This window comes from Streptomyces sp. NPDC026092, assembly GCF_040638605.1.
In the GTDB taxonomy this organism is placed as follows: domain Bacteria; phylum Actinomycetota; class Actinomycetes; order Streptomycetales; family Streptomycetaceae; genus Streptomyces.
This window is the reverse complement of sequence record NZ_JBEZYN010000008.1, coordinates 176833-202181: the sequence shown is the minus strand read 5'-3', so window position 1 is coordinate 202181 and position 25349 is coordinate 176833. Positions and strand designations below refer to the sequence as shown.

The 25349-nt window shown below is 70.2% G+C and carries 19 protein-coding genes and 2 pseudogenes; 12 read left to right on the top strand and 9 right to left on the bottom strand.

The window, feature by feature from the left end; genetic code table 11:
- Positions 1–108 precede the first annotated feature (108 nt).
- The 3 genes from AB0F56_RS15925 to AB0F56_RS15915 form a co-directional block, all read right to left on the bottom strand.
- A complete protein-coding gene (locus AB0F56_RS15925) occupies positions 109–1689 on the bottom strand; it encodes a GMC family oxidoreductase (RefSeq protein WP_362009171.1) in 1581 nt (526 codons plus the stop codon).
- A gap of 148 nt (positions 1690–1837) precedes the next feature.
- On the bottom strand, positions 1838–2755 hold the full coding sequence (locus AB0F56_RS15920) for a cyclase family protein (protein ID WP_362009168.1): 918 nt from the start codon (positions 2753–2755) through the stop codon (positions 1838–1840).
- Positions 2756–2775: 20 nt separating this feature from the next.
- On the bottom strand, positions 2776–4317 hold the full coding sequence (locus AB0F56_RS15915; RefSeq protein ID WP_362009165.1) for a gluconokinase, GntK/IdnK-type: 1542 nt from the start codon (positions 4315–4317) through the stop codon (positions 2776–2778).
- Between the two features lie 228 nt (positions 4318–4545).
- Here AB0F56_RS15915 and AB0F56_RS15910 point away from each other — a divergent pair, with 228 nt between their 5' ends.
- The 4 genes from AB0F56_RS15910 to AB0F56_RS15895 all read left to right on the top strand — a co-directional run bounded on the left by AB0F56_RS15910 (position 4546) and on the right by AB0F56_RS15895 (position 12105).
- Positions 4546–8280 carry a S8 family serine peptidase gene (locus tag AB0F56_RS15910; RefSeq protein WP_362009162.1) on the top strand — a complete coding sequence of 1245 codons (3735 nt, stop codon included), beginning with the start codon at positions 4546–4548 and terminating at the stop codon, positions 8278–8280.
- Between the two features lie 137 nt (positions 8281–8417).
- Entirely contained in the window at positions 8418–9527 is a 1110-nt protein-coding gene (locus tag AB0F56_RS15905; protein WP_362009160.1) for a transcriptional regulator TrmB, read from the top strand.
- Positions 9528–9616: 89 nt separating this feature from the next.
- Positions 9617–10468: a universal stress protein gene (locus tag AB0F56_RS15900; protein ID WP_362009157.1), complete on the top strand. Its 852-nt coding sequence runs from the start codon at positions 9617–9619 to the stop codon at positions 10466–10468.
- A gap of 308 nt (positions 10469–10776) precedes the next feature.
- Positions 10777–12105 (top strand): hypothetical protein, encoded by a 1329-nt coding sequence (locus tag AB0F56_RS15895; RefSeq protein ID WP_362009154.1) that lies wholly within the window; start codon positions 10777–10779, stop codon positions 12103–12105.
- A gap of 112 nt (positions 12106–12217) precedes the next feature.
- On the opposite strand, the gene AB0F56_RS15890 is transcribed toward AB0F56_RS15895, so the two are convergent.
- Positions 12218–12631, bottom strand: coding sequence for a MarR family transcriptional regulator (locus tag AB0F56_RS15890; RefSeq protein WP_362009151.1), 414 nt, complete (start codon positions 12629–12631; stop codon positions 12218–12220).
- A 205-nt stretch (positions 12632–12836) separates the two neighbouring features.
- Here AB0F56_RS15890 and AB0F56_RS15885 point away from each other — a divergent pair, with 205 nt between their 5' ends.
- From AB0F56_RS15885 to AB0F56_RS15870, 4 genes and pseudogenes are all read left to right on the top strand, one after another.
- The gene (locus AB0F56_RS15885) at positions 12837–13748 is read left to right on the top strand and encodes an SDR family NAD(P)-dependent oxidoreductase (protein WP_362009148.1); all 912 of its coding nucleotides are present in this window, start codon (positions 12837–12839) and stop codon (positions 13746–13748) included.
- Between the two features lie 94 nt (positions 13749–13842).
- Positions 13843–14715, top strand: coding sequence for an amidohydrolase family protein (locus tag AB0F56_RS15880; RefSeq protein WP_362009525.1), 873 nt, complete (start codon positions 13843–13845; stop codon positions 14713–14715).
- Between the two features lie 11 nt (positions 14716–14726).
- A pseudogene (locus AB0F56_RS15875) lies at positions 14727–16249 on the top strand (long-chain fatty acid--CoA ligase); the annotation flags it as partial.
- An 84-nt stretch (positions 16250–16333) separates the two neighbouring features.
- Positions 16334–16792 carry a MaoC family dehydratase gene (locus tag AB0F56_RS15870; protein ID WP_362009522.1) on the top strand — a complete coding sequence of 153 codons (459 nt, stop codon included), beginning with the start codon at positions 16334–16336 and terminating at the stop codon, positions 16790–16792.
- Here the strand turns inward: AB0F56_RS15870 and AB0F56_RS15865 are convergent.
- Positions 16783–17331: a hypothetical protein gene (locus tag AB0F56_RS15865; RefSeq protein WP_362009145.1), complete on the bottom strand. Its 549-nt coding sequence runs from the start codon at positions 17329–17331 to the stop codon at positions 16783–16785. The genes AB0F56_RS15870 and AB0F56_RS15865 overlap by 10 nt on opposite strands.
- A 96-nt stretch (positions 17332–17427) precedes the next feature.
- On the bottom strand, positions 17428–17979 hold the full coding sequence (locus AB0F56_RS15860) for a DNRLRE domain-containing protein (RefSeq protein ID WP_362009144.1): 552 nt from the start codon (positions 17977–17979) through the stop codon (positions 17428–17430).
- Positions 17980–18015: 36 nt separating this feature from the next.
- Here AB0F56_RS15860 and AB0F56_RS15855 point away from each other — a divergent pair, with 36 nt between their 5' ends.
- Complete coding sequence (locus AB0F56_RS15855) at positions 18016–18873, top strand: substrate-binding domain-containing protein (protein WP_362009141.1); 858 nt, start codon at positions 18016–18018, stop codon at positions 18871–18873.
- Here AB0F56_RS15855 and AB0F56_RS15850 read toward each other — a convergent pair.
- Positions 18782–18987 (bottom strand): annotated as a pseudogene (locus AB0F56_RS15850) (FKBP-type peptidyl-prolyl cis-trans isomerase); the annotation flags it as partial. The gene AB0F56_RS15855 and the pseudogene AB0F56_RS15850 sit on opposite strands and share 92 nt — an antisense overlap.
- A gap of 95 nt (positions 18988–19082) precedes the next feature.
- The gene (locus AB0F56_RS15845) at positions 19083–20432 is read right to left on the bottom strand and encodes a M64 family metallopeptidase (RefSeq protein WP_362009138.1); all 1350 of its coding nucleotides are present in this window, start codon (positions 20430–20432) and stop codon (positions 19083–19085) included.
- 137 nt (positions 20433–20569) lie between these two features.
- On the opposite strand from AB0F56_RS15845, the gene AB0F56_RS15840 reads away from it, so the two are divergent.
- From AB0F56_RS15840 to AB0F56_RS15830, 3 genes are all read left to right on the top strand, one after another.
- Positions 20570–21910: a helix-turn-helix transcriptional regulator gene (locus AB0F56_RS15840; protein ID WP_362009135.1), complete on the top strand. Its 1341-nt coding sequence runs from the start codon at positions 20570–20572 to the stop codon at positions 21908–21910.
- A 222-nt stretch (positions 21911–22132) separates the two neighbouring features.
- Positions 22133–22939, top strand: coding sequence for a DUF4389 domain-containing protein (locus AB0F56_RS15835; protein ID WP_362009132.1), 807 nt, complete (start codon positions 22133–22135; stop codon positions 22937–22939).
- A gap of 166 nt (positions 22940–23105) precedes the next feature.
- Entirely contained in the window at positions 23106–24605 is a 1500-nt protein-coding gene (locus AB0F56_RS15830; protein WP_362009130.1) for a DHA2 family efflux MFS transporter permease subunit, read from the top strand.
- A gap of 85 nt (positions 24606–24690) precedes the next feature.
- Here AB0F56_RS15830 and AB0F56_RS15825 read toward each other — a convergent pair whose 3' ends face one another.
- Entirely contained in the window at positions 24691–25275 is a 585-nt protein-coding gene (locus AB0F56_RS15825) for a hypothetical protein (RefSeq protein WP_362009127.1), read from the bottom strand.
- Between the last annotated feature and the right edge of the window lie 74 nt (positions 25276–25349).

Here is a 25349-nt window from a genome sequence, read left to right as displayed (position 1 = left end):
GCCTCTCACGCAATCACTCGATGAGGTGGGCGGTAATTCCTCGGAGTCGCTTTTAGCCCGTTGAGGCCAGAATCTTCGTCCGAACGGGGCAGCGGTCGGCCGTCGATCTCAACCCAGCCGGGCCAGGAGGTGGTCGCCGACCCGCAGGGCGTTGGCGATGGCCGTCAGGGACGGATTGACCGCGCCGATGCTCGGGAAGAAGCTCGTGTCGACGACGTACAGGTTGTCGAGGTCGTGGGCCTTGCAGTTGACGTCCAGCGCGGAAGCGGCGGAGTCGGTGCCGAATCTGACGGTGCCCGCCTGGTGCGCGGTCGCACCGATCGGCATGCCCTTGTGCAGGTAGATGCTGCGGGACAGCAGGTGGTGCTCGTGCATGCCGAGGTGGCCCAGCATTCCCTGCAGTTTGTGCCTCAGCCGCTTCAGGCCTTCGATGTTGTTCTTCTCGTCGAGAGTGAGACGGATACGGGCGTCGCCGTCGAGAGTGACCCGGTTGTCGGGCAAGGGGAGATCCTCACCGCACAGCCAGAAGTCGACGGCGTGACGCGCCAGCACCTCGAACGGCATGTCGGGTGTCACCGCACCGGCCCATCGGGGGGCCTCGCCGTGGATCTGCTCGGAGTCCGACTTGCCCAGCATCTGGATGCCACCCAACGGGAAGTCCCAGTCGTCCGCGCCGAGGTACCAGTCGTTGACGGCGAGGGTCTTCTGGAACTGGGTGTCATTGGGTTCCTTCGACACGGCCATCAGAGCGAGGTTGTTGTGCCGCATGTAGAACCGGCCGACCACGTCCGAGCTGTTGGCGAGGCCACGGGGGTGGTGATCGCTCGCCGAGGCCAGCAGCAGCGCTGCCGAGTTGACCGCCCCGCAGGAGACGACCACGATGTCCGCCGTGTACCGGACCTCCGAGCCGTCCACCAGCCGGCCGACGACCGCGCTGACCCTGCGTCCCAGGTCGTCCGTGTCCAGACGGACCACCTGAGTGTTCGTGACCATCTCGACGTTGGGGTGCTGCAGGGCCGGTTCCACGCAGATCACCTCGGCGTCGGACTTCCCGCGCACCAGACACGGAAAGCCGTCGACCCGGTTGCACCGGATGCAGACGCTGGAGTGGCCGGCCCGCCAGCCGTTCTCCTGACTCAGATCGACGCCGATCGGCAGGTGGAACGGGTGCAGGCCACGCGTCTCGAGGTCGTCGCTCAGCTGCTGGATGCGCGGCTCGTGCTCCACCGGTGGATGTGCGTACTGCGCGCTCACCGGGCCTTCGCCGGGATCCTCGCCGTGCCGTCCGTGGACGAGGTAGAGGTGCTCGGCCTGCGTGTAGTACGGCTCCAGATCCTCGTACCGGATCGGCCAGGCCGGGGAGATGCCGCCGTGATGACGGAGCTCGCCGAAGTCCTCCGGCCGCAGCCGGAAGAGGGCGGCACCGTAGAACTTGGTGTTCCCGCCGACGTAGTAGTTGACCTCGGGCGGGAACTCGTCGCCGTTCCTGTCCAGCCAGAACTCCGGTGCCCGGTACTTGCCCCTGACGAACACGGCCGTCGAGTCCCAGTTGTCCCGCTCGCGCGGAAGGTAGCCGCCGCGTTCGACGAGGAGGACGCGCTTGCCGGACGGGGCGAGCCGATGGGCGAGAGTGCCTCCACCGGCGCCGGTGCCGACGATGATGACGTCGTAGTGAGGGGCGTCGCCCATGGCGACCACCATCCTTGGAATCACGGCCCCGACCTGGCGTCAGGCACCTGGTGCCCCGCTGGGCGCGGGTCCGCCGGCCCCACTCTCGAACGTAGCCGCGCTTCACGCGGACGGCGACCGGAGCGGCGCTCCCCCGCACGCGTCCGCTTCACAGCACCGCTACGGGGTTCACGGGCGATCCCGTGGCTCCGGTCAGCCGCAGAGGGGCGACCACACAGAGGAAACTCCAGCGTCCGGCCTGCGCGCAGACCGGGACGAGTTCCTCGAACCGCAGGTAGTCCATGAGGTGGACCCCCATGGCGTGGATGGCCAGGACGTGGACGGGGAAGGCGATGCCCTCCACCACGCTGGGCGCGGTGTCGTTGTTGCCGTCTCCGCCCAGAGCGGAGACCTTGCGCTCGGCCAGGAACTCCACTGCGGTCGGGTGAAGGCCCACCCGTGCCCCGGCCGAGTCCCACGGCCCGAGTTCGGTGCGCCGAAGGCGGTGCCCCACCCTGACGAACAGCAGGTCCCCCGGACCCACATGGACTCCTTGCGCGGCCTCGGCCGCCGTCAGGTCGCCCGAGGTCACGACGTCGCCCGGTTCCAGCCAGGGCACGCCACGCAGCCGCGGAATGTCCAGCAGGACACCTCGGCCGACGATGCCGTTCCCGAGCAGGTCGACGGAGAGCCGACGGGCGCCCTCGGCCGTCACGGTGCTCGCGGGCACCCCGCCGTAGAGCTCCCCGTCGAACACCACGTGGCAGAGGGCGTCGAGGTGGCTGTCCGCGTCGCCGTGCACGTTCATGGCGAAGCGGTCGGTGGCGAAGTGCAGCGCGTCGGAGCCGAGATCGCGCGGGCTCGGGCCGGTCATGCGGTGCACCGCCGGCTCAGGGGCGTCGGGACCCGGCACCGTCTCGATCGGAGCCGCCATCGACACGGTGCGTCCGAGCCGGACCTCCGAGGCCGCCGCCACCACCCGCTCAGGTGTGAGATGGCGGAGCGCGCCACACCGGCCGTTCACCGCCGGCAGTGCCGCCTGGTTCCGGAGCCGCTCGTAGAGCGCCCGGAAATCGTGCGCGGTCATGTCGCCCGTCCTCGACGGCTCTACGGACGGTGCCACGTGTACCCCCAGGGGCTCAGCCCCCACCGGAGCACATGGGTCGCGCCCGGTTGCAGGACGGTGAGGTCCGTTCCGCTCCGGAAGGCGTCCGGTGGGCAGGACATCGCCTCCACGGCGACTCCCCGTCGCCGCCGCTCGGGTTCGGCCAGGGTGTCGCCCGTGTACACCTGCACCCAGCGGGTGCCGTCACCGAGCCAGAGATCGACGCCTCGCAGTCCGGAGGGGTGCGCCAGCCGCACGATCGCCCGCCCGTCGGGATCACGGTCGAGTCCGGTGAAGGCGGTGTCCAGCCGCAGGTCGCCGATGGGGCGTGCGGTGCGGAAGTCGTACGGGGTGCCGTCGACGGGCTCCTGGCCGGTGGGCAGGCCCTTGTCGTCGGTACGCAGCAGGGTCCGCGCGGGAACGGTCAGCACGGCGCTGTCGACGAGATCGGTACCGACCGTGAGATAGGGATGCTGGCCCACACCGTAAGGCGCGGGTCCAGTACCGGTGTTGGTGGCCCGGACCGTGGCCCTGAGCCCTTCGGGCCCGAGCCGGTACTCGACATGGACATCGAGGAGGAACGGATATCCGGGCTGGGGACAGAGCGTCGTGCCGAGCGTCACCGAGTCATCGGTTCGGGCGAGCAACTCCCACAGGGTCCAGCGAAGCAGTCCGTGGATCGCGTTGTCCTTCTCCACCTCGGTCAGGGGAAGTTGCCGATCCCTGCCATCGAAGTGGTAGCGTCCGCCGCCCACGCGGTTCGGCCAGGGGACGAGCAGCTGCCCGCGCCCGCCCGTGATGGTGGACCCCGTGGAGAACCCGTCGAGCAGTGGTCGGCCGTTCACGACGTAGTCGCGCAGCGCGCCGCCCAGCTGGACCACGTCCGCGCTCTGCTCTCCCCGGACCAACCGCCACGACCCGCCTGTGGGGCTGGGGGACGCGGAAGAGGCGTCGGGCACGACGGCGTGAAGGGCCCGCTCCGTGCCTGGCCCGTCCGCCGCTACCCCGTCAGAGGATTTCCGGCGCATCTGCGACAGCACGGCGGTGACGACGTCCTCCGGAGCTTGGTCGATCTCCACCACCAACGGGTGCTCGTCGGGCTCCGGCTCCTGGAGGACGGCGAGCTGGCTGTCCAGCAGGCCCGCCGGGAAGAAGTGACCGTGGCGCGCGGCCAGCCGGGACTCCAGGAGCTCGCGCGAGTCGTGCAGGTACACCAGGACAATGTCGGGACGTCCTGCCAGCAGCTTGTCCCGGTAGTGACGCTTGAGCGCCGAGCAGGTGACGACGCCCCGCTGACCGGCCGCGGTCGCCTTGTCCATCCACTCCCTGATCGCTTCGAGCCACGGCTCCCGGTCGCTGTCCGTGAGGGCATGACCGGCGGCCATCTTGGCGCGGTCGGCCTCGGAGTGGAACGCGTCCGCGTCCCGGTACGCCCAACCCAGCCGCTCGGCGAGAAGACAACCCACCGTCGACTTGCCCGACCCGGCGACGCCGACGACGAGAACCAGCCGCGGCGGCTCACCTGTCGCTTCTTCGCGAGCCATGGTCTGACAGGCTCCTTACATGTCGTCTGCCCGCCGAGGCGTCTCCGTCCGGTGGTCGGATATCTCCAATCTGACCCCCGTCGTGCCCCGGCGCATGTCGGTACCCGCGACCTGTCACGTCTTTCCGCCCGGAATCGCGCGGTTCACGACTGACAAGCCTTTGCCATGGCGAGGACTTGCCGTCATGAGGCCTTCACGACGGTGTTCACCGGTCGATAGACCCATGCCATGGACTCCCCTTCTCATCCTTCCGCCTTCCGGCGCGGGCGCTGGCAGCTGATCGCGGCGGCTACCGTGGCGCCCCTGCTGGCCTCGGGGCTCGTTGCTCTGCAGGCACCCGCGCAAGCCGCTCCGGCCAAGCCCCCCGTCCCCGCCAAGCCCTCGGCGACCCACAAGGTCACCCTGGTCACCGGCGACGTCGTCACGGTCACCACGACCGCCGACGGCAAGCAGATCGCCGACGTCGACCGGCCTGACAGCGCCGTCGGCGGCGTGAAACTCCAGGAGATCAAGGGCGACTTGTTCGTCATCCCGGACGAGGCGGTACCGCTGCTGGGAACGGACAAGCTGGACCGGCGGTTGTTCAACGTCACCGACCTGATCGAGATGGGGTACGACGACGCGAAGTCGGCCGCCGTACCGCTGATCGCGACGTACACCGAGCCGACGTCCAGGGCGGCCACCGAGCCGACGGCTCCCCGCGGCAGCAAGCTGACCCGCAAACTCAAGGGAATCCGCGGCGCGGTGCTCAGCACCGACAAGCGGCAGACCCGCACCTTCTGGACCTCCGTCGCGCCTCAGGGCAGCGGCACGCTCGGTGCGGGGGTCGCGAAGCTGTGGCTCGACGGTCGCGTGAAGGCCAGCCTGAAGGACAGCGCGCCGCTGATCGGCGCGCCCGAGGCCTGGGCGGCCGGTTACACCGGCAAGGGCGTCAAGGTGGCCGTGCTCGACACCGGCATCGACGCCGACCACCCCGACTTCGCCGGCCTGATCGACGGCACGGCAAGCTTTGTGCCGGGAGAGGGCGTCACCGACGTCAACGGGCACGGGACGCATGTGGCCGGCACGATCGTCGGCTCGGGCGCCGTCTCCGGAGGCGACAACAAGGGCGTCGCGCCCGGCGCCGACCTGTACGTCGGCAAGGTGCTCGGCGGCGCCGAGGGATACGGCCAGGACTCCTGGGTCATGGCCGGCATGCAGTGGGCCGCCGAGTCCGGCGCCGACGTCGTCAACATGAGCCTCGGCGACTCCTACCCGACCGACGGCAGCGACCCGATGTCGCAGACGGTCGACGCGCTGTCCGCGCAGTACGGCACCCTGTTCGTCATAGCCGCCGGCAACGCCGGCCCGGAGAGCATCTCCGCCCCGGGTGCGGCCGCCGCGGCGTTGACCGTGGCCGCCACGGACAAGCAGGACCAGCTCGCGTCCTTCTCCAGTACCGGCCCGCTGGCCTGGTCCGGTGGCATGAAGCCGGACATCGCGGCGCCGGGCGTGGACATCACCGCTGCCCGGTCACAGGCGATGACCGGTGGTGGGGAGGGCCTCTACCGCACCATCAGCGGTACGTCGATGGCCACCCCGCATGTCGCCGGCGCGGCGGCGATCCTGGCGCAGCAGCACCCGGACTGGACCGGCGCGCAGCTCAAGGAGCACCTGACGAGCACCGCGAAGGGCCTGGACGGTGGGTACTCGCCGTACGAGGTCGGCACGGGCCGCCTGGACGTGGCCGCCGCCGTGCGCACAACGGTCCGGGCAACCGGGTCGCTCTTCTTCGGCAACCACACCTGGCCGCACCAGCCGAGCGATGTCGCCGTCACGAAGGATCTGACCTTCACCAACGCCGGTTCCGCCGACGTCACCTTGAACCTGGCGCTGACTGACGACGACGGGCCGTTCACGCTGGGAGCGGCCAAGGTGATCGTCCCCGCGGGCGGCACCGCCACCGTCCCCGTCACCGGTGACCCGCGGACCGCCTCGGCAGGCCGTCACGCCGGCTACGTGACAGCCACCGACGCGGCCACCGGTCAGCCGGTGACCCGCACCGCCGTGGCACTGCTCAAGGAGGAGGAGCGCTACGACCTGAACATCAAGCTCGTCGGCAAGGACGGCAAGCCCGCCAGCGGCTGGGTCGGCATCAACCTCGCCGGTGACCCCTGGCCGTGGAGCGCCTACGTCGAGGGCTCGACCACGATGCGCATGGCACCCGGCCTGTACACCGTCGCGGGGTACGTCGACGTGGCGGGCGAGAAGGCGGACCGCTCCGGTCTGGCCGTGCTCGTCGACCCGGAGACCGTGCTCAAGGACGGCCCCGCGGACGTCGTGCTGGACGCGAGCAAGGCACGCCTGTTGCAGACCGAGGCGCCGCAGCGCACCGAGGACCGCCAGCGCAAGGTCGACTTCAACGTCCACTACAAGGGCCTGGACCCGTACTTGGACTATCGCAGCGCGTACGTGCTGCCGCCCATGTACGACGACGTCTACGTCTCGCCGACGGAGCCCATGACGCAGGGCGAGTTCATGCTCGTCACCCGCTGGCGCAAGGGTGAGCCGCAGCTCGGCCTGAGCACGCTGGACGGTCGGCTCCGCTTCGAGACGCTGGTGCAGGCGGGCAGCGCCCTGGGTACCGCCACCGACAGGCTGGACGCCGTCCACGCGGGCAGCGGCGCGGCGGCCGAGTACGAGAAGGTGCAGGCCAAGGGCAAGGTCGTCGTCGTCGAGCGCAGTGACGAGGTCTCGCCGCAGGAGCGCACCGAGGCCGCGGCCGCGGCAGGTGCCAAGGCGCTGATCGTGGTCAACGACGGTGTCGGTGGCCTCATGGAGTACGTGGGCGAGTCGGCCATCCCGGTGGCCACCGTGCACCGCGATGCGGGCAAGGCCCTCATCGCGATGGCCAAGGCCCGCATCCTGAAGCTCACCGTCAGGCAGACCGAGTACACCCCGTTCGTCTACGACCTGACCCGGGACTACCCCGTCCAGGTGCCGGACCGGGCCCTGGTCTACAAGCCGACCCAGGACGACCTCGCCCGGATCGACGCCCGCTACTACTCGGCCACGGACGGCAAGTTGGCGGAGGGGTACCGGTCCGACTTCACCCTCAGCCCGTCGTTCAACTTCCCCGAGGGCGAATGGCACCCGGGCACCCGCACCGAATGGGTGACCCCGGGTCAGGTCTGGAGGGAGTTCCACGCGCAGGGCGTCGACGGAAATCTGCCGTGGGTGATGGTGTCGGGCGACAACACGTACGCCAAGGGCAGCACCACCCGGCTGGACTGGTTCGCTCCGGCGACCCGGCCTGCCCAGAGCGAGTCCTTCGGTGTGTACAACTCGCGTTGGCAGAACTACATGACCTGGAACGTCCAGGCATGGGCCTCCTCCAGCGACTCCATGCGGCTCGGCGGCAACCTGCCCTGGGGTGAGACGCCGTCCCACCTGCAGATCTTCCAGGGCGACACACTGATCCACGACAACCCGGTCAGTGGAGACATGCAGTGGGAGGAGGTGCCGGCGGGCAACCTGCCCTACCGCGCCGTCCTCGACGTGGAGCGGCCCGCGGACGCCTTCAGGCTGTCGACGCGCACCCACTCCGAGTGGACGTTCATGTCCGACACCGTCGACTCGGACTCCTTCGAGCCGTTCTCGGTGCTGAACCTGGACTACAAACTGGAGTCGGACCTGCACGGCGACGTCAAGGCCAACGCGACCCAGCAGATCGTCCTCACACCGGTGTCCATGGACCTCGGCACCGTGCCGGGCACCGTCACCACGGTGACGCTGGACGTCTCGTACGACGACGGCGCCACCTGGCAGAAGGTGACCCTGACCAAGGGGGCCGACGGCTCCTGGACGGGTTCGTTCAGGACGGCCAAGAAGCCCGGCGGCTACGTCTCGCTCCGCGCGAGCGCCGGGACGGACAGCGGCTTCGGCGTCAAGAACGAGATCATCCGGGCGTACGGCCTGCGATGAACGGAACAGTCGGGCCCCGGGGCGGCGACGTCCCGGGGCCCTTCCCCTCAGACCTGCTCCCAGCAGGGACTATGCAAGGTCTGCCCCCTTGGCGCATACTCTCCCCGCTGCGGCAAGCGGAGGAGAGTCGATCGCCGATGCTGGATGTTCTTGGCCTCGATCCCGATGACGAGCTCGTCTACCGGGCGCTGCTCGGACGGCCGAACTCCACCGCGATCCTTCTCGCCGACCTGGGCGTTCTGCCGAAGGCCCACGTCGACAAGTCACTGTCTCGTCTCGTCGAATGGGGACTGGCGACCAGGTCGGTGGACGAGCGGTTCACCGCCGCGCCACCGGCGATGGCGCTCGGCGCGCTCATCAGCCAGCGCCGGGACGGGCTGCGCATGGCCGAGCACGCCTTGGTGACCTTCGCCGAGGAGCACCGGGCGGCGATGACCGGGAACAGCATCAGCGACCTGATCGAGGTCGTCACAGGCGTCGACGCCATCCGGCATCGTTTCCTCCAGGTGCAGCAGGCGGCCCGCACCGAGGTCCGCTCCTTCATCACCGCACCGTTCGTCGCGCTGCCGCCGGACGAGAACACGGCAGAACCGGTGGCCATCGGCCGCGGGGTCCGCTTCCGGGCGGTCCTGGACCGGGCCGTGCTCGGGGAGCCGGGCATCGTCGACGACGCGATCGATTCCCTGGGCAGGGGAGTGCAGCTGCGCGTCGCCGACGAACTGCCGATGAAACTCGTCCTTGCCGACGCCGACCTGGGCCTCGTCCCGCTCGCGGTCACGGCGGCCGGAGAGCCCGGCGCTGTGCTCCTGCACCGCAGCGGCCTCCTGGCCGCCCTGGACGCGCTCTTCGAGACGGTGTGGCGCGCCGCCCGCCCCCTCGAACTGTCGGGCACCGACGGAGAGACCGATCCCACAGTCGAGGTCGCTGCGGAAGGCCCCACCGACCTCGACCGAAGGATCCTCGCCCTGCTCCTGGCCGGCCTGACGGACCTGACTGCCGCGACACAACTCGGTCTGTCACCGCGTACGCTGCACCGGCGCCTGCGCCACCTCATGGACCTGGCCGGAGTCAGGACCCGGATGCAGCTCGGAGCCCACGCCATGCGAAACGGCTGGACAGAGGTTCCGTGCACGAGAGGGGCCCATCCGTCCTGTGAACGGGCGTGCATCCCGGTGTCCTCCGCCGGACGGAGTACTTCGGCAGCGTCGCCCAACGCCGTGCACACCATTGCTTCTGCGACTCGGTAGCTTCCTGACCAGGTGCCCTCGCACACGGATGCCCATCGGCGCCCCTGTGAGGGTCTGTCGACGATGGCCCGAGGCGAGGAGAGAGCAGCGTGTCCCGACCTGTCACTGTGGGAGTGGACGGCTCCGAAGGAAGCCTGGCGGCGGTGGACTGGGCCGCCGACGAGGCGGCGCTGCGCGGCGACGGCCTGCGACTGGTGTACGCCACACGGTGGGCGGAGCATCAGTTGGGGGCGATGAAGGTGTCGCACGAAGACCGTGCCGGCGCGGCGGAAGGAGTGCTGGCCGAGACCGAGCGGCGTGTCGGTTCCCGGCAGCCGGACCTTGCCAAGACTGCTGACGAGGTCGAAGACGCCCCCGTCAGCGTGCTGCTCTCCGCCGCTGCCGAGGGGGACTTGCTCGTCGTGGGCTCTCATGGGCTGGGTAGCGTCCGCGGGTTCATCGTCGGTTCGGTAGGGCAGGAGGTCGTCGCGGAAGCAGAGCGTCCGGTGGTTCTCGTTCGCCCCGGATACGAGAAGGACAGCTCCGGTGCTTCCGAGGGGGACAGCCGCCGGAAGGTGGTCCTCGGCCTGGACGTGAACGCAGTCAAGGACGAGCTCCTGCACTTCGCGTTCGATTTCGCCGGGCGGCACCGCGTCCCGCTGGAAATCGTGCACACGTGGCATGAATCCTTCGTGCACCACCCCGGCGCAGCCGTGAAGGACGAGATGGCGTCAGCGCTCGCCGACGCGGTTCGACCGTTCCGGGACAGGTTTCCGGCGACAGAGGTGGTGGAGGTGTCCGCTCCGGGACGGGCAGCCGAGCATCTCATCGAGGCCGCGTCGGATGCACGCCTGGTGGTCGTCGGCCGGCGCAGGGCGGCCCGGGGCGCTCATATCGGGTCGATCACCCACGCCGTCATCCACCACGCCTCCTGCCCTGTGGCCGTCGTGCCGCACGCCTGAGGGACGGCGACACCGGTCACTCGGGGGAGACAGGGCAACGTCCACGTTTCACTGTCCGCGGGGCAGAGGGGCTGGAACGAGGCTCGAGTCGTGGAACCGCCTGAGCACCGCGCCGAAGGCGCGTGACCGTTCACCACCCGTCTCACCTGGCACCATCCCGAAGCGGAGACGGTGGTAGGGGAGTCGCGGCTCGCGCGCAAGCGTGGGGCGCTGTCCGTCCGCGCCCCCGGGGGGCATGGTCGCCCTGTCCCCGACTGCCGATGCCGAGGCCCTCGACCGCCTTCGGAGGCTCAACTCCCTCGCTTCGGGTGCGTTCTTCCTCGGCGGAATGCTCTTCGCTCTCGGGGGCCGGGGTCGCCCAGTTCGGCTCGGGCGACCCGGTGGAGAGCGCCTCGATCTACTTCGCGGGCGGGCTGTTCTTCACCATCGGGGGCTACACCTCGCTCTTGCAGGTGCTGAACGCGCCTCGCCACTCCGAAGGGGGCGGCCCCCTGGCAACGGTCGGCTGGCGGTGGTGGGGGTACGAGCCGATGCGTCTGGACTGGCTCAGCACGTTCGTGCAGTTCGCCGGGACGCTCGTGTTCGGAGTCAACCTGCTGGATTCCTTCCTGCAGGGGCTCACCGTCCAGCAGACCAACCGGCTGATCTGGACTCCCGACGTGATCGGGTGCGTGCTGTTCCTGGTATCGGGTCATCTCGCGTTCGCCGAGATCTGCCATCGCTCCCGGCCCTGCATCCGCTCGCGCAGCCTCGGCTGGTGGGTGGTCGCGGTGAACCAGTTCGGGTCGGTGCTCTTCATCGGAAGGGAGTATCTGAGATTCGAGACGGAGCTCGCGAAGCTCTCCGAGGGAGAAGGGGGACGACTCGCCGGCGAAACGGGGCGCGTCACCATCCCTCGGCCTCGGGCCTGGGAGTACGAGTCCTGGACGGACGACCTCGAACGTGCCGTCGTCGCGCTGTCCCACCAGAACTTCGCGTTCGCCGACGACCTGCTTCGGCGATGGTCGTCCGGCTACCAGCCCTCGGAACCGGACGAGCGAGGCACCTACCTCCTCGCCCGCTCCGTCGCCCTGCAAGGCGATCTCAAGCGGGACCAAGGGGCAGTCGTAGGCCCACTCTCCACCCAGCGCTGCTACGCCAACACCCGCTCTCTCTATACCGAGTTGGAAATTCCGCGACGTGTGGCGCAGCTCGACCTTTCTCTCGCCGTCGTCACCGAGATGTCCGGAGCGCTGGAGACCGCGGCCCGACAGTACGAGGACCTCGCGATCGACGAACGGTTATCCCCGCGGGACCGTGCCCGCGCGCGACTCTGGGTAGGCACGGCGCTCAGCAAGGACGGCAACCACGACTATGCGGTTCGGGTGATGGAAGAAGCCATCCACGAGTTCGAGGGCCTTGCCGAGCAGGACGACTGGTCCGTCGCGCGGCAGAAGCTCGCCCTGGCCCACCGTGGAACCGGCAATCTCGACGCGGCCCTGCGCCTCATCGACGTGGCTCGCACAACAGGCATCAACGATGCGCCCATGCAGCGGGTACGGCTGGACACCGCGTACGGGCACATCCTCCTGTCCGACCGCGCGACCCTGGATGATGGGTTACGCGTCCTCGACGACGCTGCCAAGCGGGCGGCCTAGTACGGCCTGACCCACCAGCTCCGCAGCATCACGGACATCCGGAGGACGGCCGATGGGCCAGCCAGCCCTTCACCGGCTGATGCTTCGCACGCACTGCTGACGGACGACGCCTCTACGACAGGGACCGCCATGCCCTGTTCAGCGCCTCACGGAAGCCGTGGATCTCCTCGGCGCTCAGGTCGGCGACCATGCGTTCCTCGAGTTGCCGAGCCGGCTCGGCGTACTCGGCGAGCAGCTGCCGCCCGGCGGGCGCGAGCAGGATCAGGCGTTCGCGGCGATTGGCGGGGTTGGGCTCGCGGCGGATCAGGTCGCGGCTCTCCAGCGCGCGGACCATGTCGGCCATCGACTGGGCGGTGACGAAGGAGTCACGCGCGAGCTGCGCGGCGGAGACGCCGTCACGCCGCTCCAGGACCGTGAGAGCCGTGTACTGCAGGGCCGTGATCCCGGCGGGTCTGACCAGCTCCTCCAGGCGGGCGCGCACCGCCAGCTCCGTCCTCTTGACCAGGTAGAGCAGTGAGGTGCTCACGTTCGTCCTTCCGTGGTGGCGGTCCCTGTGCCGGGGTGCCGGGGTGCCGGGGTGCCGCCGGGGTGCGGCTGTCCCACCCTAGGGCATTGACAGGAATCCTGTTGATTATCCAGACTGACATTCATCAGGATTCCTGTCGATCCCGGCGTGTCCCGCCGGTGCTCTCGGCATCCCTTCCCCCGTCCCCTCACGAGAGGCCCCTCTCATGGATCTCCAGGGCAAAGTCGCCGTCGTCACCGGCAGCGGACGCGGTCTCGGACTGGCGTACGCCCGCGCAATCGCAGCGGCGGGCGCGGCCGTCGTCGTCAACGACGTCGACCAGGCCGCCGTCGACGACGCCGTCGCCCTGATCACCTCCGAAGGCGGCACAGCGACCGGTGTCGTCGAGGCGGTGGGCGACAGCGCGGCCGCCCAGAGCCTGGTGGACACGGCGGTGCGCGAGTTCGGGCGCCTGGACGTGCTCGTCACCAACGCCGGTATCCTGCGCGACCGCGTGCTCTGGAAGATGACCGACGACGACTTCGACGCCGTCGTACGTGTCCACCTGCGCGGCACCTTCACCTGCGCCCGCGCGGCCGCCGTCCGCATGCGGGAGCAGGGCACCGGCGGTCGGCTCGTCCTGATCTCCTCCCCGGCCGGGCAGCGCGGGAACTTCGGCCAGACCAACTACGCGGCCGCCAAGGCGGGCATCGTCGCCATGGCCCGCACCTGGGCCATGGAACTGGGCCGGGCCGGCATCACCGTCAACGCCGTCGTACCCGTCGCCGCCACCGAGATGACCAAGACCGTCCCGGCGTTCGGCCCGGTCATCGAGGAGAGCGAGCGCACCGGCGAGCCGCTACCGGAGTGGCTGCGCAAGGGCGAAGGCCTCGGCACGGTCGAGGACGTCGCGGCGCTGATCACCTTCCTGGCCTCGGACGACTCCGACGGAGTCACCGGGCAGGCCATCGGCATCGGCGGCGACCGGCTGGCCCTGTGGGCACACCCCAAGGAGAAGGCGGTCGCCTTCGCCGACGGCGGCTGGAGCGCCGACGCCATCGCCGCGGAGTGGCCGAACGGCATCGGAGCCGAGCCCGAGACCTACGGGATCCCCGCGCCCCAGACCCCGGAGGCATGAGATGAGCGACCTCCCGCGCGGCCGTGACCTCGACCCCGGCATCGGCATCGACCCAGGCCCCGACCGCGACCCTGGCCTCGGCATCGCCCCCGCCATCGACATCCACCAGATCACCGCCATCGACATGCACACCCACGCGGAGATCTCCAAGGACGGCCACGGGGCCCTGAGCCCGGAGCTGTTCGGTGCCTCCGAGAAGTACTTCAAGGTCCACGGCCACCGGCAGCCGACCATCGAGGAGATGGCCGACCACTACCGCGAGCGTGCCATGGCGGCCGTGGTGTTCACCGTCGACGCCGAGCACGCCACCGGACACCCGCGGATCCCCAACGAGGAGATCGCCGAGAGCTGCGCCGCCCACCGCGACGTCCTGATCCCCTTCGCCAGTATCGACCCGCACAAGGGGCGCGCGGGCGTGCGGGAAGCCCGGCGTCTCGTCCGGGACCACGGCGTCCGCGGGTTCAAGTTCCACCCCAGCATCCAGGCGTTCTCCCCGAACGACCCGCTCGCCTACCCGCTGTACGAGGCCATCGAGGAACTCGGCGTCCCCGCGCTGTTCCACACCGGGCAGACCGGCATCGGCGCCGGTGTCCCGGGCGGCGGCGGCATCCGCCTCTCGTACTCGAACCCGATGCTGGTCGACGACGTCGCCGTGGACTTCCCCGAGCTGCGGATCATCCTGGCCCACCCTTCCGTCCCCTGGCAGGACGAGGCCCTGGCGGTCGCCACCCACAAGCCGTACGTCTACATCGACCTGTCCGGCTGGTCGCCGAAGTACTTCCCTCCGCAACTCGTGCGCTACGCCAACACCCTGCTCCAGGACAAGGTCCTCTTCGGCTCCGACTACCCCGTCCTGACCCCCGACCGGTGGCTCGCCGACTTCGACAGGCTCGACATCAAGCCCGAGGTCCGGCCGAAGATCCTCAAGGAGAACGCCGCCCGTCTGCTCGGCCTGCTCACCGACTGAAGGAGCCGTTCGTGTTGAACCAAGGCATCGGCTCCTGGCCGGCGCGCCGGGCCCGCAAGACCCCCGACCGGATCGCCGTCGTCCACGAGGACCGCACCTGGACCTACCGCGAGCTGCACCAGCGCGTCCTGCGCCTCGCCCACGCCCTGCGCGCCCTCGGTACGGGACACGGTGACCGCATCGCGTATCTGGGGCCCAACCATCCGGCGTTCCTGGAGACGCTGTTCGCCGCCGGCGTGCTCGGAGCGGTCTTCGTCCCCCTCAACACCCGGCTCGCCGCGCCCGAACTGGCCCACAACCTGGCCGACTCGGGCAGCACCGTCCTGGTCCACGCGCCCGAACAGGCCGAGGCGGCCCGTACCGCGGCGGCCGAAGCCGGAGTGCGGCACCGGATCGCCCTCGCCGGGCCCGACGCCGACGGCGCCACCGGCTACGAGGAGTTCCTCTCCGGCGGCGCGACCACACCGCTGGACGAGGCCGTCGAGCCGGAGCACCCGTGCATGATCATGTACACCTCCGGAACCACCGGCCGCCCCAGGGCGCCGTCCTCTCCCACGCCAACATCACCTGGAACAGCGTCAACGTCCTCGTCGACACCGACCTCACCGGCGACGAGGTGACCCTCGTCGTGGCCCCGCTGTTCCACACGGCCGGTCTCAACATGACGTGCCTGCCCACCCTGTTGAAGGGCGGCCGGGTCGTGCTGCTCGGGGCGTTCGACGCCGACCGCGTCCTCGATGTCATCGAGAGCCGACGGGTGACGTACATGTTCGGTGTCCCCACGATGTACGACGCGATGGCCGCCCGGCCCCGCTGGGCGACCGCCGACCTGTCCAGCCTGCGTACCCTCAACTGCGGCGGCGCCCCCGTACCCGCCCGCACCATCGACACCTACCTCGCCCGTGGTCTCGCCTTCAGCCAGGGGTACGGCATGACGGAGGCGTCCCCAGGAGTCCTCTTCCTGGACAGGGAGCGGACCTCGGCCAAGGCGGGCTCCGCCGGCGTGCCGCACTTCTTCACCGACACGCGGGTGGTCCTGCCCGACGGCCGCGAGGCCGGCCCGGGGGAGCGCGGTGAGATCCTCGTCCACGGCCCCCATGTCATGAGCGGCTACTGGGGCCGCCCCGACGCCACCGCGGACGCCTTCACCGACGGCGGCTGGCTGCGCACCGGCGACATCGCCAGGACCGACGCCGACGGGTTCGCGTACATCGTCGACCGGATCAAGGACATGTACGTCTCGGGCGGCGAGAACGTCTACCCGGCCGAGGTCGAGGACGTGCTCCTCGCCCACCCCGCCGTCGCCGAATGCGCGGTCGTCGGTGTCCCCGACCCGGTCTGGGGCGAGGTCGGCCACGCCGTCGTCGTCCTCGGGCCCGGCGCGCGAGCCGACGAGACCCTCGACCACGTCCTCGCGGACATCCACGACCACCTGCGGGCCCGGCTTGCCAAATACAAGGTCCCCAAGTCCCTCGTCGTGACGGACACCCTGCCCCGTACGGCCTCCGGAAAGATCGTCAAGTCCGCCGTACGCGACATCTACCCGCCCGCACCCCAGGAACACACCCTCACCACCGGCCGCACCCACCAGCGGCCCGTGCCGTCGAAAGGATTCTCCATGCCCGCGATCGCCCACGGCCTCGACGGACTCAAGGCACTCGGCGGAGCCGACCTCGGCCGCACCGAATGGCGCGAGATCACCCAGGACCGGGTGAACACCTTCGCCGACGCCACCGACGACCACCAGTGGATCCACACGGACCCGGAGAAGGCCAAGAACGGACCCTTCGGCGGTGCCATCGCCCACGGCTACCTCACGCTGTCCCTGATCATCCCGCTCTTCGGCGAACTGCTGACCATCGACGGCATCGGGATGAGCGTCAACTACGGCCTGGACAAGGTCCGCTTCCCCAGCCCCGTACCCGTCGGCGCGCGGATCCGCCTCCACGGTGCGGTCGGCACCGTGGAGGCGGTCAAGGGCGACGGCGTGCAGATGCCGTTGGCGTTCACCGTGGAGGTCGAGGGCAGCGACAAGCCGGCCTGCGTCGCCCAGGCCGTCTACCGCCACTACGCCTGACCGCTCCCACGGGGGTGGGCGTGAGCCCCGCGGTCGATGCCCATGCGCAGGTAGTCGGACTGGGCGGTCCAGTCGGTGCGCATCACGCCGACTCGGGTCTGCGGGTACAGCACGGAGGTGTGGCCCGGATCGCCGCCGACCTTCAGGTCCGGGTCGCCGAGCAGGTCGGCCAGGTAGTCCATCGCCTCGCGTCTGTCGACGTACCCGCTGTCCCAGCATTTCGGCGCGTAGCCGTTCGGGTACATCTGGTCGGCCAGGAACCGCGCCAGGCCGTGCAGCTTGGCGTTGCCGCCGAAGGTCTGACCGTGCGCGCTCATGAACTCCGAGATGCCGCCGAACGTCAGGGCCACGGCCATCGCGTAGCCGTCGGTGCCCGCGTCGTAGAGCGTGCGCAGGATGTCGAAGTTGGCCTGGGCGGTCAGCGACGGACGGGTGCGGACCCGCTCGTAGGCGTACAGCCAGTTGCGGACCCGGCAGGCGGTGTCCAGGCTGCGCGGGTACGTGCTGGATGACGCGACATAGCCGATGAACTCCGTCATCAGGCCGATCGGACCGGCCGCGACGGTCTGGTCACCCGTCGCGGAGAATTCGGCGGCGAGCGGGCGGGCGAAGTCGAACCGGGGCAGCTGGTAGCCCTACTCCGCGTACTCCGCGTCCGCGATGTCGGGCTTCGCCCAGGTGTAGCCGCCCGGGTCACCGGACCAGGAGAAGGTGTTCTGCACCGTGTTCGCCCAGGTGCGGGTGGACTCGTCGAACATCTCCCGGTTCTGGTAGAGCACGACCTCCTTGGCGCCGGTCCCGGTCGCGTTGAGGCCGGTGAGCTCCAGAGTCGCCCGCGTCACCGTGGGCCACTGCGGATCCAGGGGGAAGCCGACATAGGCCTTGCGGGTCTGGTCGGTGTAGGCGCCGAGACCCTCGTCGCGTACCTGCAGCGTGGTCGCGGTACCGAACACGCTGCTCTTCTCGGCGCCGGCCTTGATGCAGGTGTCGGCGTCCGCGGCCACCGTGCGGTGGGAACCGTCGGAGAACGTCAGCAGCAGCCGGGGTCCGCCGCTCGCGTTCTGCCGACTGTCGAACTGTGCCGTGGAGGACTCCTTGTGACGTGCCATCAGCATGAACGCCACTTCGTCCGTCGCCTGCGCACCGGTCGTCGCGTCGGTGAGCGCGGCGGTGACGTCGGCGGTCACGGCGCGCTGGGGCGTGACCGCCCCGTGTTCATCGGCATGGCGGTGCCGGGGGAGACGTACTACTACCGCGAGGTGATCGAATGCGCACGGGCCGCCGCCCAGGGCCTGGGGGCTCGGCTCACCCTCGGCGTCTCCGCGTACGCCGAAGAGCGCCCGCAGGTCGAGAGGTTGCTGAGCGACGGTGTCGAGGGCCTGCTCCTGACGCCCAGCCCGCACACACCTTGGGCTCCGCCGAGGCTTCGGCGTGGATCAGGGCTCCCCGTCCCCGTCGTCCTCATGGAGCGGCGTCCGGAACCGGTGGCCGACCTCGAGCACCTGGACCGTGTCGCATCCGATCACGCGCGCGGGACCGTGCGGGCGCTGCGCTACCTGGTGGGCCTCGGCCATCGGCGCATCGGTCTGCTGGCCTGCGCCACCGCGACGGGTCCCTGGATCGACCGTGGCTTCGACACCGCCGCGGACATCCTCTCCCTACCTGCCGACGCGCCCCGCGTCACCGATGTGGCCTCGCTGGACGTGGCGGCGGTGGAAGCCTTCCTGGACGCGGCGGTCGCGACGGGTACCACCGCCGTCGTGGCCCACCCCGACGACCAGGGCGCCCTCCTCGTGCACCGCGCCCGTATGCGTGGACTGGTGGTTCCGGACGACCTGGCGGTCATCGCGTACGACGACGAACTTGCCTCCCTGGCCGAGATCCCGCTGAGCGCCGTCGCCCCGATGCGCTACGCCGTGGGGCGCATCGCGGTGACCCGGCTGGTGCAGCGGCTGCGCGAGGGCAACGGTCACGGCTGGAGTACGAGTCGAGCAGATCCACCACGAAGACCAGGGCCGAGCCCGGCGGGATCAACAGCGAGGGTGACTGATTGCCGTAACCGAGACGCGGGGGAACGATGATCTCGCGCCGACCGCCGACCTTCATCCCTCCCCGACGACCAGGTCCCGGATCGTCAGCTCGGTAGGAGCGTCACCCTTTGGAACGTCGACCTCGGGCTTCGTCGGTTCACTCATCGCCGCCTCATCACTCTCCGTCGGAAGCCCTCGCACGGACCAGCCGGACGCATGGACACTCCATGCGGCAGAAGGTCACGCTACCGCCGGAGCCGTCAGAGCCGGACCGTCCAGCTGACCGTGGACCTCATCGTCCGGGCGATGGCGCGGTCCCGTACCGCGGGCGTACGGTCCTCGGCGGTGAGGGACAGAGTGTGCGTCCGAAGGTCGAGCAGCCGCAGAGCCAGGTCGGACACTCGTACGTCGGTGCGGCCCGCGAGAGACTTCATCTCCCGCCCGTCCAGATACCAGCGGAGCGTGAGTTGACGCCCGTCCGGCCCCGTCAGCCGGGGTACGAGGGCTCTGGCGGTGGCGCCCGCGCGGAGGGTGCGATCGGTGGCCGTGACGGGCGAGGCGATGCGCGCCTCGCGGTAGAAGCCGGCGATCATCGCCTCCACTCCGGGCAGATTGAAGGGCTTGCCGAGGGAGCGCATCAGGGAGTTCTCGGTGGGACGCCGCAGTCCGGTGACGTAGTAGCCGCCGCCCTCGTACGCGCCGACGGTGCCGCCGTCGGGAGACTGCTCACCGAGCCAGCGGTGCCACTTGGCACCCCGGTCGGCCAGTTCGTCGGCGGTGAAGGTGGTGATGTTGGAGTCGGTGGGCTCGGGGCCCACGTACCGCTCGTAGCCGGGGTAGTCGGGGTAGAAGTACTCGTCGGCGAGCTTGCCCAGGGAGTGGCCGGTCTCGTGGATCGCGACCTGTCCGGACTTCTCGTTGCCCGCCGAGGCCGTCGATATGCCCGCGTAGCCGAGGGTCTCGCTGGGATCGTTGTAGCCCGCGCCACCGTACTTGGCGCTGTTGGCGAGGACGAGCACCAGGTCGGCCTCGGGGGCCATCGCCACGTATGCGTCGACCTTGTCCTGGTCGACGCAGAGCAGCCGCTCGATGCCGTCGCACCAGAAGTACGAGCCGAGGGCCGTGTCCCGGAGGGTCTCGGGAGAGGGGTCGCCGGAGGCGCCGGACTGGTTCGAGACGGCGTCGACGGTCCAGACGTTGAAGAGGTTGCGGTAGGTGGTGTACGGCTCTACGGCCGTCAGCTCGGCCCATTTCCGCTGGGCGTCGGCGTGGAAGCGAGGCAGATCGGCGATGGTGTAGCCGTCTCCGACGACGACGATGTCGAGCCGGTCGCTGCTGGGGCCGTTGTCGACCATCTTGGCCACCTCGCCGTCGGCGACCGCCTCGGTCGCCGTCAGGCGGGAGGCCGGCTGGTTCCGGCCGGCCGGCGGGACATGCGTGTGGCCGGATCCGGCGAGCGTCCCGTGTTCCGGCCCGGGTATCTCGACCTCGACCTCGGCCGTGGGGGGTGCTGTCGGGTCCGCGGCGGCGCTGCCGGGTGCGGCGGCGAGGACGGCCGCGAGGGCGAGGGCCACTCCGGCCGCCATGGCTCCGCGTCGTGCTGAACGCATGAAATCATCCCCTGGTCAGGCGAGTTAAGTGCATCAGTAAGTAGATTGAACAAGTCGCTTAACCTAGGGGGTGGGCGAGGGGTGCGCAATGCCTTCCGCTTCTGGATACTGGGGAGTTCACGAACCAGGGGGTCCGCATGGACGATCCGGCCACGATCGGCCACCGAGTACAGCGGCTGCGCACTCAACGCGGGCTGACGCAGCGACAGTTGGCCGATCCTTCGTACACCCCCGCATACGTCTCGACGCTGGAGTCCGGCAGGGTCAGGCCCTCGGAGACCGCACTGCGCTTCCTCGCGGAGCGGCTCGGTACGTCGTACGAGGAACTGGCCACCGGCCGCCCCGCGCACCTCGCCACCGAGCTGCGGCTCGCCCTCACCGACGCCCACCAGCAGCTGGCCACCGGGACGGCGGACGAGGCCGCCGTGCGCTATCGCCGGCTCCTCACCGACGCGGAGCACCTCGGACTCGTTCCCGAGCAGGCCGAGGCGCTGCTCGGGCTCGGCGACTGTGCCCTGGAGACCGGTGAACTGGTCGACGCGGGCCACCACTTCCAGGTCGCCGAGCGGCTCCTCGCCGAGGAGCCGCTGCCCCGCCGAGCCCGTGCCATCCGGGGCCGTGCCGTCGCACACCTCCTGGCCGGGGAGCTGCGCTACGCCTGCTACCTCCTCGAATCCACCATCGACGAGCTCGGTGCGAGCGGCCTGGCCGACCCCGAGGCGCTGGTCATCCTGTACGCCGCCGTGATCGGCCCCTACATCGACATGGGTGCGCACGCCCGTGCCGCGCACGCCGCCGAGCTCGCCCTGGCGCTGGCTCCGCAGGTCGACGATCCGGCGCTGGTGGCGGGCATGCACCGGCAGGTGGCCCGCACCTTCCTCGCCGAGGGGCGCACGGCCGACGCCGACGCCTCACTGGCCAAGGCGCAGGCGATCTACCAGCAGCTGAGTCTGTGCACCGATCTCGCGCACTGCCACTGGATGCGCGGCTACGTCCAGGCTCAGAACGGCGAACTGGAGGCAGCCGAACAGGAGCTGCGCGCCGCCCGGGACATGCTGAACGCCAAACGCGCGGCGCTGTTCACCGCTCAGGTGGAGGTGGAGCTGGCCGATGTCCTCCGGCGGCTCGGACGGCACGGCGAGGCGTCGGATCTGCTCTCCGCCTTTCTTGAGCTGGGTGACCGGCACGGCGCGGTGCACGCGGGGGGTGCGCACAGGCTCCTCGGGCTGATCGCCGAGGAGCGGGGGGACAGCGAGACCGCCGAGGAGCACTACGTCATGGCGCTGGGGCTGCTGGAGCGCAGCGGTGCGAGCGGCGACCTCGCCGATCTGTGCCGTCTGCTGGGCGACCTTCTGCGCCGCGGCGGCCGTACCGAGGCCGCGCTGGACGCGTACCGCACGGGGCTGGGCCATCGGTCGCCTCCTGGCACGACGACGCTCGGGCCGGCTCCGACGGCAAGGGCGTTCCCGAGGCACTGAACGAGCGGCCGGCAGCGTGCTTGCGGCCTGTACGTCTCTACGTCGTCAGCCCCCAGGGGCCGAGCCGCCTACGGCATCGCAGGGTGGAACCACGACACCCTTCGCGGCGTGTGCGGCGTCCCCTGTGGTCCCAGTGGCCCTGCCGCGGTGCGAAGGGCGGCCGGCTGCGGCAGCATCGACGTGACCTGGGAAGCACGGTAAGCGGGAGAGACGGAGGCGGCCATGGCGGCAGACTGGGGGCCCCGGCCCTCGGCCGGCACCGATGCCGATGCCGACGGCGTCGAGTGGCGGCCGGCTCTGGACGTGCCCCCGCCGGGGCAGCAGCGTCGCTGGACGGTGTTCCTGCGCTGGCTGCTGCTCCTGCCGCAGTTCATCGTCGTCGCCGTGCTGTCGTTCGCCGCGTTCTTCGTCACGATCGCGGGTTGGTTCGGTGCCCTGGTCCTGGGCCGTCTGCCCGAGTCGATCGCGTCCTTCCTCGGCTCGGTCCTCGCCTACCAGACCCGGGTGTCGGCCAGTGCGGCCCTTCTCGTCGACCGGTACCCGCCGTTCTCCTTCGATGCCCCCGACTACCCGGTGCGCATCGAGCTGCGCGCCACCCCGCTCAACCGGCTCGCCGTGCTGTTCCGCCTGATCCTGATGATTCCGGCGGCGATCATCAGCAGCCTCGCGCAGTCCGGCTGGTTCGCGATCAGCTGGGTGTTCTGGCTGATCGGCATCGTCCTGGGCCGCCTGCCCGAGCCGGTCTTCGGCGCCACGGCGGCCGTCGTCCGGTACCGGATGCGGCTGGCGGCCTACGTGACGATGCTGACGCCGGTGTATCCCAAGGGGCTCCTGGGCGACGCCCCCGAGGCAGCCGCTCAGCCCGCGCACTCCGCGACGCGCCCGCTCCGTCTGAGCACGGCCGCGCAGGTCCTGGTCTGGCTCTTCCTGCTCCTCGGGCTCGCGGGTCACGTGACCTCGGGCGCGATCGACCACGACGACACGGGATACGACAGTACGGGGGCGTCCACCGTACGGGTCGCGGGGTGACCGCACCGTAGGGCACGGACCTCTGCGGGATGCGACGAGCGCAAAATGGTTTGTGCTCGGGCGCAGGCGCCGACAGGATCGGGGAGACCTATGACTTCTTCCCGGCGCCGCCTTCTGTCAGTGTGAGCTGCCGCGTGTGGAGGACACACATATGACGGAAGGCGCCATGCCCGCACCACACGCAACGCCCACCCTCTCGCCCGCCCGCGTCACCGCCGTGCTGCGGATTCTCGTCCTGTCCACGTTCGTCGTCCTCCTCAACGAGACGATCATGGTCAACGCGATCCCGCGGCTCATGCGCGAGTTCGAGGTCACCGCGGCAGCCGCCGGTTGGCTGTCCACGGCCTTCATGCTCACCATGGCTGTCGTCATTCCGGTGACAGGGTGGTTCCTGCAGCGCGTGACGACCCGGACCGCCTTCAGCCTGGCCATGGCACTGTTCCTCGCCGGCACGGCTCTGGCCGCCGCCGCGCCCTCCTTCCCCGTACTGCTGGCCGCCCGCGTCATCCAGGCCAGCGGCACCGCCGTCATGATGCCGCTGCTCATGACGACGCTGATGACCCTCGTGCCCCCGCACCAGCGCGGCCGTGTCATGGGCAACATCACCCTCGTCATCTCCGTCGCACCCGCCCTCGGCCCCGCGGTCTCCGGTGTGCTGCTGCAACTGGGGACATGGCGCCTGCTGTTCCTGGCCGTGCTGCCCATCGCCGGAGCGATGGCCGTGTTCGGTCGGCGCAAACTGGTCAACATCGGCGAGCCGCAGGCAGGCCCCATCGACTGGTTGTCCGTACCCCTGGCGGCGGCGGGCTTCGGCTCTCTGGTCTACGGCCTGAGCGGGCTCGGTGCCGGGAACGCGGCCCAGGCCCCCATGTCGCCGCCGGCCATGACCCTGACCGGCGCGGTGCTGGTAGGCATGTTCGTGTGGCGACAGCTGGCACTTCAGCGCTCGTCCACGCCACTGCTGGACCTGCGCGCCCTGACATTCCGTCACTTCTCTGTGGCGCTCGGCCTGATGTGTCTGTCCTTCATGGCTCTCATGGGCGGGTTCATCCTGCTGCCGATCTATCTGCAGGAGGTGCTCGGCCTGACCTCACTGCAGACCGGGCTGCTCCTCATCCCCGGCGGCCTGACCATGGGCCTGCTCGGACCGCAGGTCGGCAAGCTCTACGACCGACTGGGCGCACCACGCCTGGTCGTCCCCGGAGCCGTACTCACAGCGCTCTGCCTCGCGCTCTTCGCCCTCATGGGCGAACAGACCTCGCCGTGGCTGGTGCTCGTCCTTCACGTGGCCCTGAGCGCCGGCATGGCGTTCGTCTTCACCCCCGTCTTCACTTCCGGCCTGTCCGTGCTGCCGCCGCATCTCTACCCCCACGGCTCCGCCATCCTGGGCTCGCTCCAACAGGTCGCGGCCGCCGCAGGCACCGCGCTGGTCATCAGTGTCATGTCGGGACGCGCCGCCACGGCGGCAGCCGACGGCGCCGACAGCACCGGCGCACTGGCCACGGGCATCCGGTGGGGATTCGGCATCGGCGCCCTGATCGGCGCCCTGGCCGTACTGGTCGCACTACTGGTCCGCACCCCGCCCGCTCCCCAACAGCCTGCCCCGTCGGAAGCCCAGGGCGAAGACGGCACCACGACGAACAAAGCCGCCCATACGCCCACCTGACACCTGACAGCAGGACGAGCGGGCTGGAGCGGGCGGTGCGGGGCGGGGTCACGGGGGTGCCGCGTCCGTCAGGATCGCAGCCCGCTCAGCGCAGCCCGCTCAGCGCGGCTCCCAGGCGGACTACTCCCTCCGCGTTGACCAGCGAGGTTCCGTGGGCGTCCACCCGGCGCATCAGCGGTGTCATCAGAGGCAGTCCGGAGGGCGGCTGGTCCGCGCCCACGGCGACGTGCAGGCGGGCTACGAACCGGGCGAAGCCGGCAGGGCTCGCCGGGTCGTCCGGATCGCCCGCGAAGAGTTCGGCCCTGGCCATCGCGGCCTCCGACTCCCCGACGCGCCCCGTGGCGCGCAGGACGAGCGCCAGCAGCACCCCCGACATGTGGAGGCGCAGAGCACTGTTGGTCGTCTCCGCCCAGGCGAGCACCTCGCGCAGGTCCGTCTCCGCCGCCGTGTACTCGCCCGCCAGACACGCAAGCCAGGCCCGCGTGTGCAGCGCCCGGGCCCGGTACTCGGGCTCGCCGGCCTGCGCCGCCCGCTGAGCGGCCGATCCGGCGAGGCGACAGGCGTCCTCGTAGTGACCACGGCTCGGGAACAGGCTGCAGACCGAGATCAGGGTCAGCAGATCCACGGCCGTCCGCAGGGCGTCGGGGACCGACGCCAGTGATTGCTCCACGGCAGAGGTCAGGACGGCGTGCTCCGCGCGGAACCACGCCCGGGCCTGCCCGGTGTCCGGGAAAGCGATACCCG

Coding starts and splice junctions, on each gene's coding strand:
- AB0F56_RS15905 (WP_362009160.1), top strand. CDS start 8,418: ATGCTGGATGTTCTTGGCCTCGATCCCGATGACGAGCTCGTCTACCGG.
- AB0F56_RS15835 (WP_362009132.1), top strand. CDS start 22,133: ATGGCGGCAGACTGGGGGCCCCGGCCCTCGGCCGGCACCGATGCCGAT.
- AB0F56_RS15840 (WP_362009135.1), top strand. CDS start 20,570: ATGGACGATCCGGCCACGATCGGCCACCGAGTACAGCGGCTGCGCACT.
- AB0F56_RS15920 (WP_362009168.1), bottom strand. CDS start 2,755: ATGACCGCGCACGATTTCCGGGCGCTCTACGAGCGGCTCCGGAACCAG.
- AB0F56_RS15845 (WP_362009138.1), bottom strand. CDS start 20,432: ATGCGTTCAGCACGACGCGGAGCCATGGCGGCCGGAGTGGCCCTCGCC.
- AB0F56_RS15925 (WP_362009171.1), bottom strand. CDS start 1,689: ATGGGCGACGCCCCTCACTACGACGTCATCATCGTCGGCACCGGCGCC.
- AB0F56_RS15855 (WP_362009141.1), top strand. CDS start 18,016: ATGGCGGTGCCGGGGGAGACGTACTACTACCGCGAGGTGATCGAATGC.
- AB0F56_RS15870 (WP_362009522.1), top strand. CDS start 16,334: ATGCCCGCGATCGCCCACGGCCTCGACGGACTCAAGGCACTCGGCGGA.
- AB0F56_RS15830 (WP_362009130.1), top strand. CDS start 23,106: ATGCCCGCACCACACGCAACGCCCACCCTCTCGCCCGCCCGCGTCACC.
- AB0F56_RS15915 (WP_362009165.1), bottom strand. CDS start 4,317: ATGGCTCGCGAAGAAGCGACAGGTGAGCCGCCGCGGCTGGTTCTCGTC.
- AB0F56_RS15865 (WP_362009145.1), bottom strand. CDS start 17,331: ATGACGGAGTTCATCGGCTATGTCGCGTCATCCAGCACGTACCCGCGC.
- AB0F56_RS15885 (WP_362009148.1), top strand. CDS start 12,837: ATGGATCTCCAGGGCAAAGTCGCCGTCGTCACCGGCAGCGGACGCGGT.
- AB0F56_RS15910 (WP_362009162.1), top strand. CDS start 4,546: ATGGACTCCCCTTCTCATCCTTCCGCCTTCCGGCGCGGGCGCTGGCAG.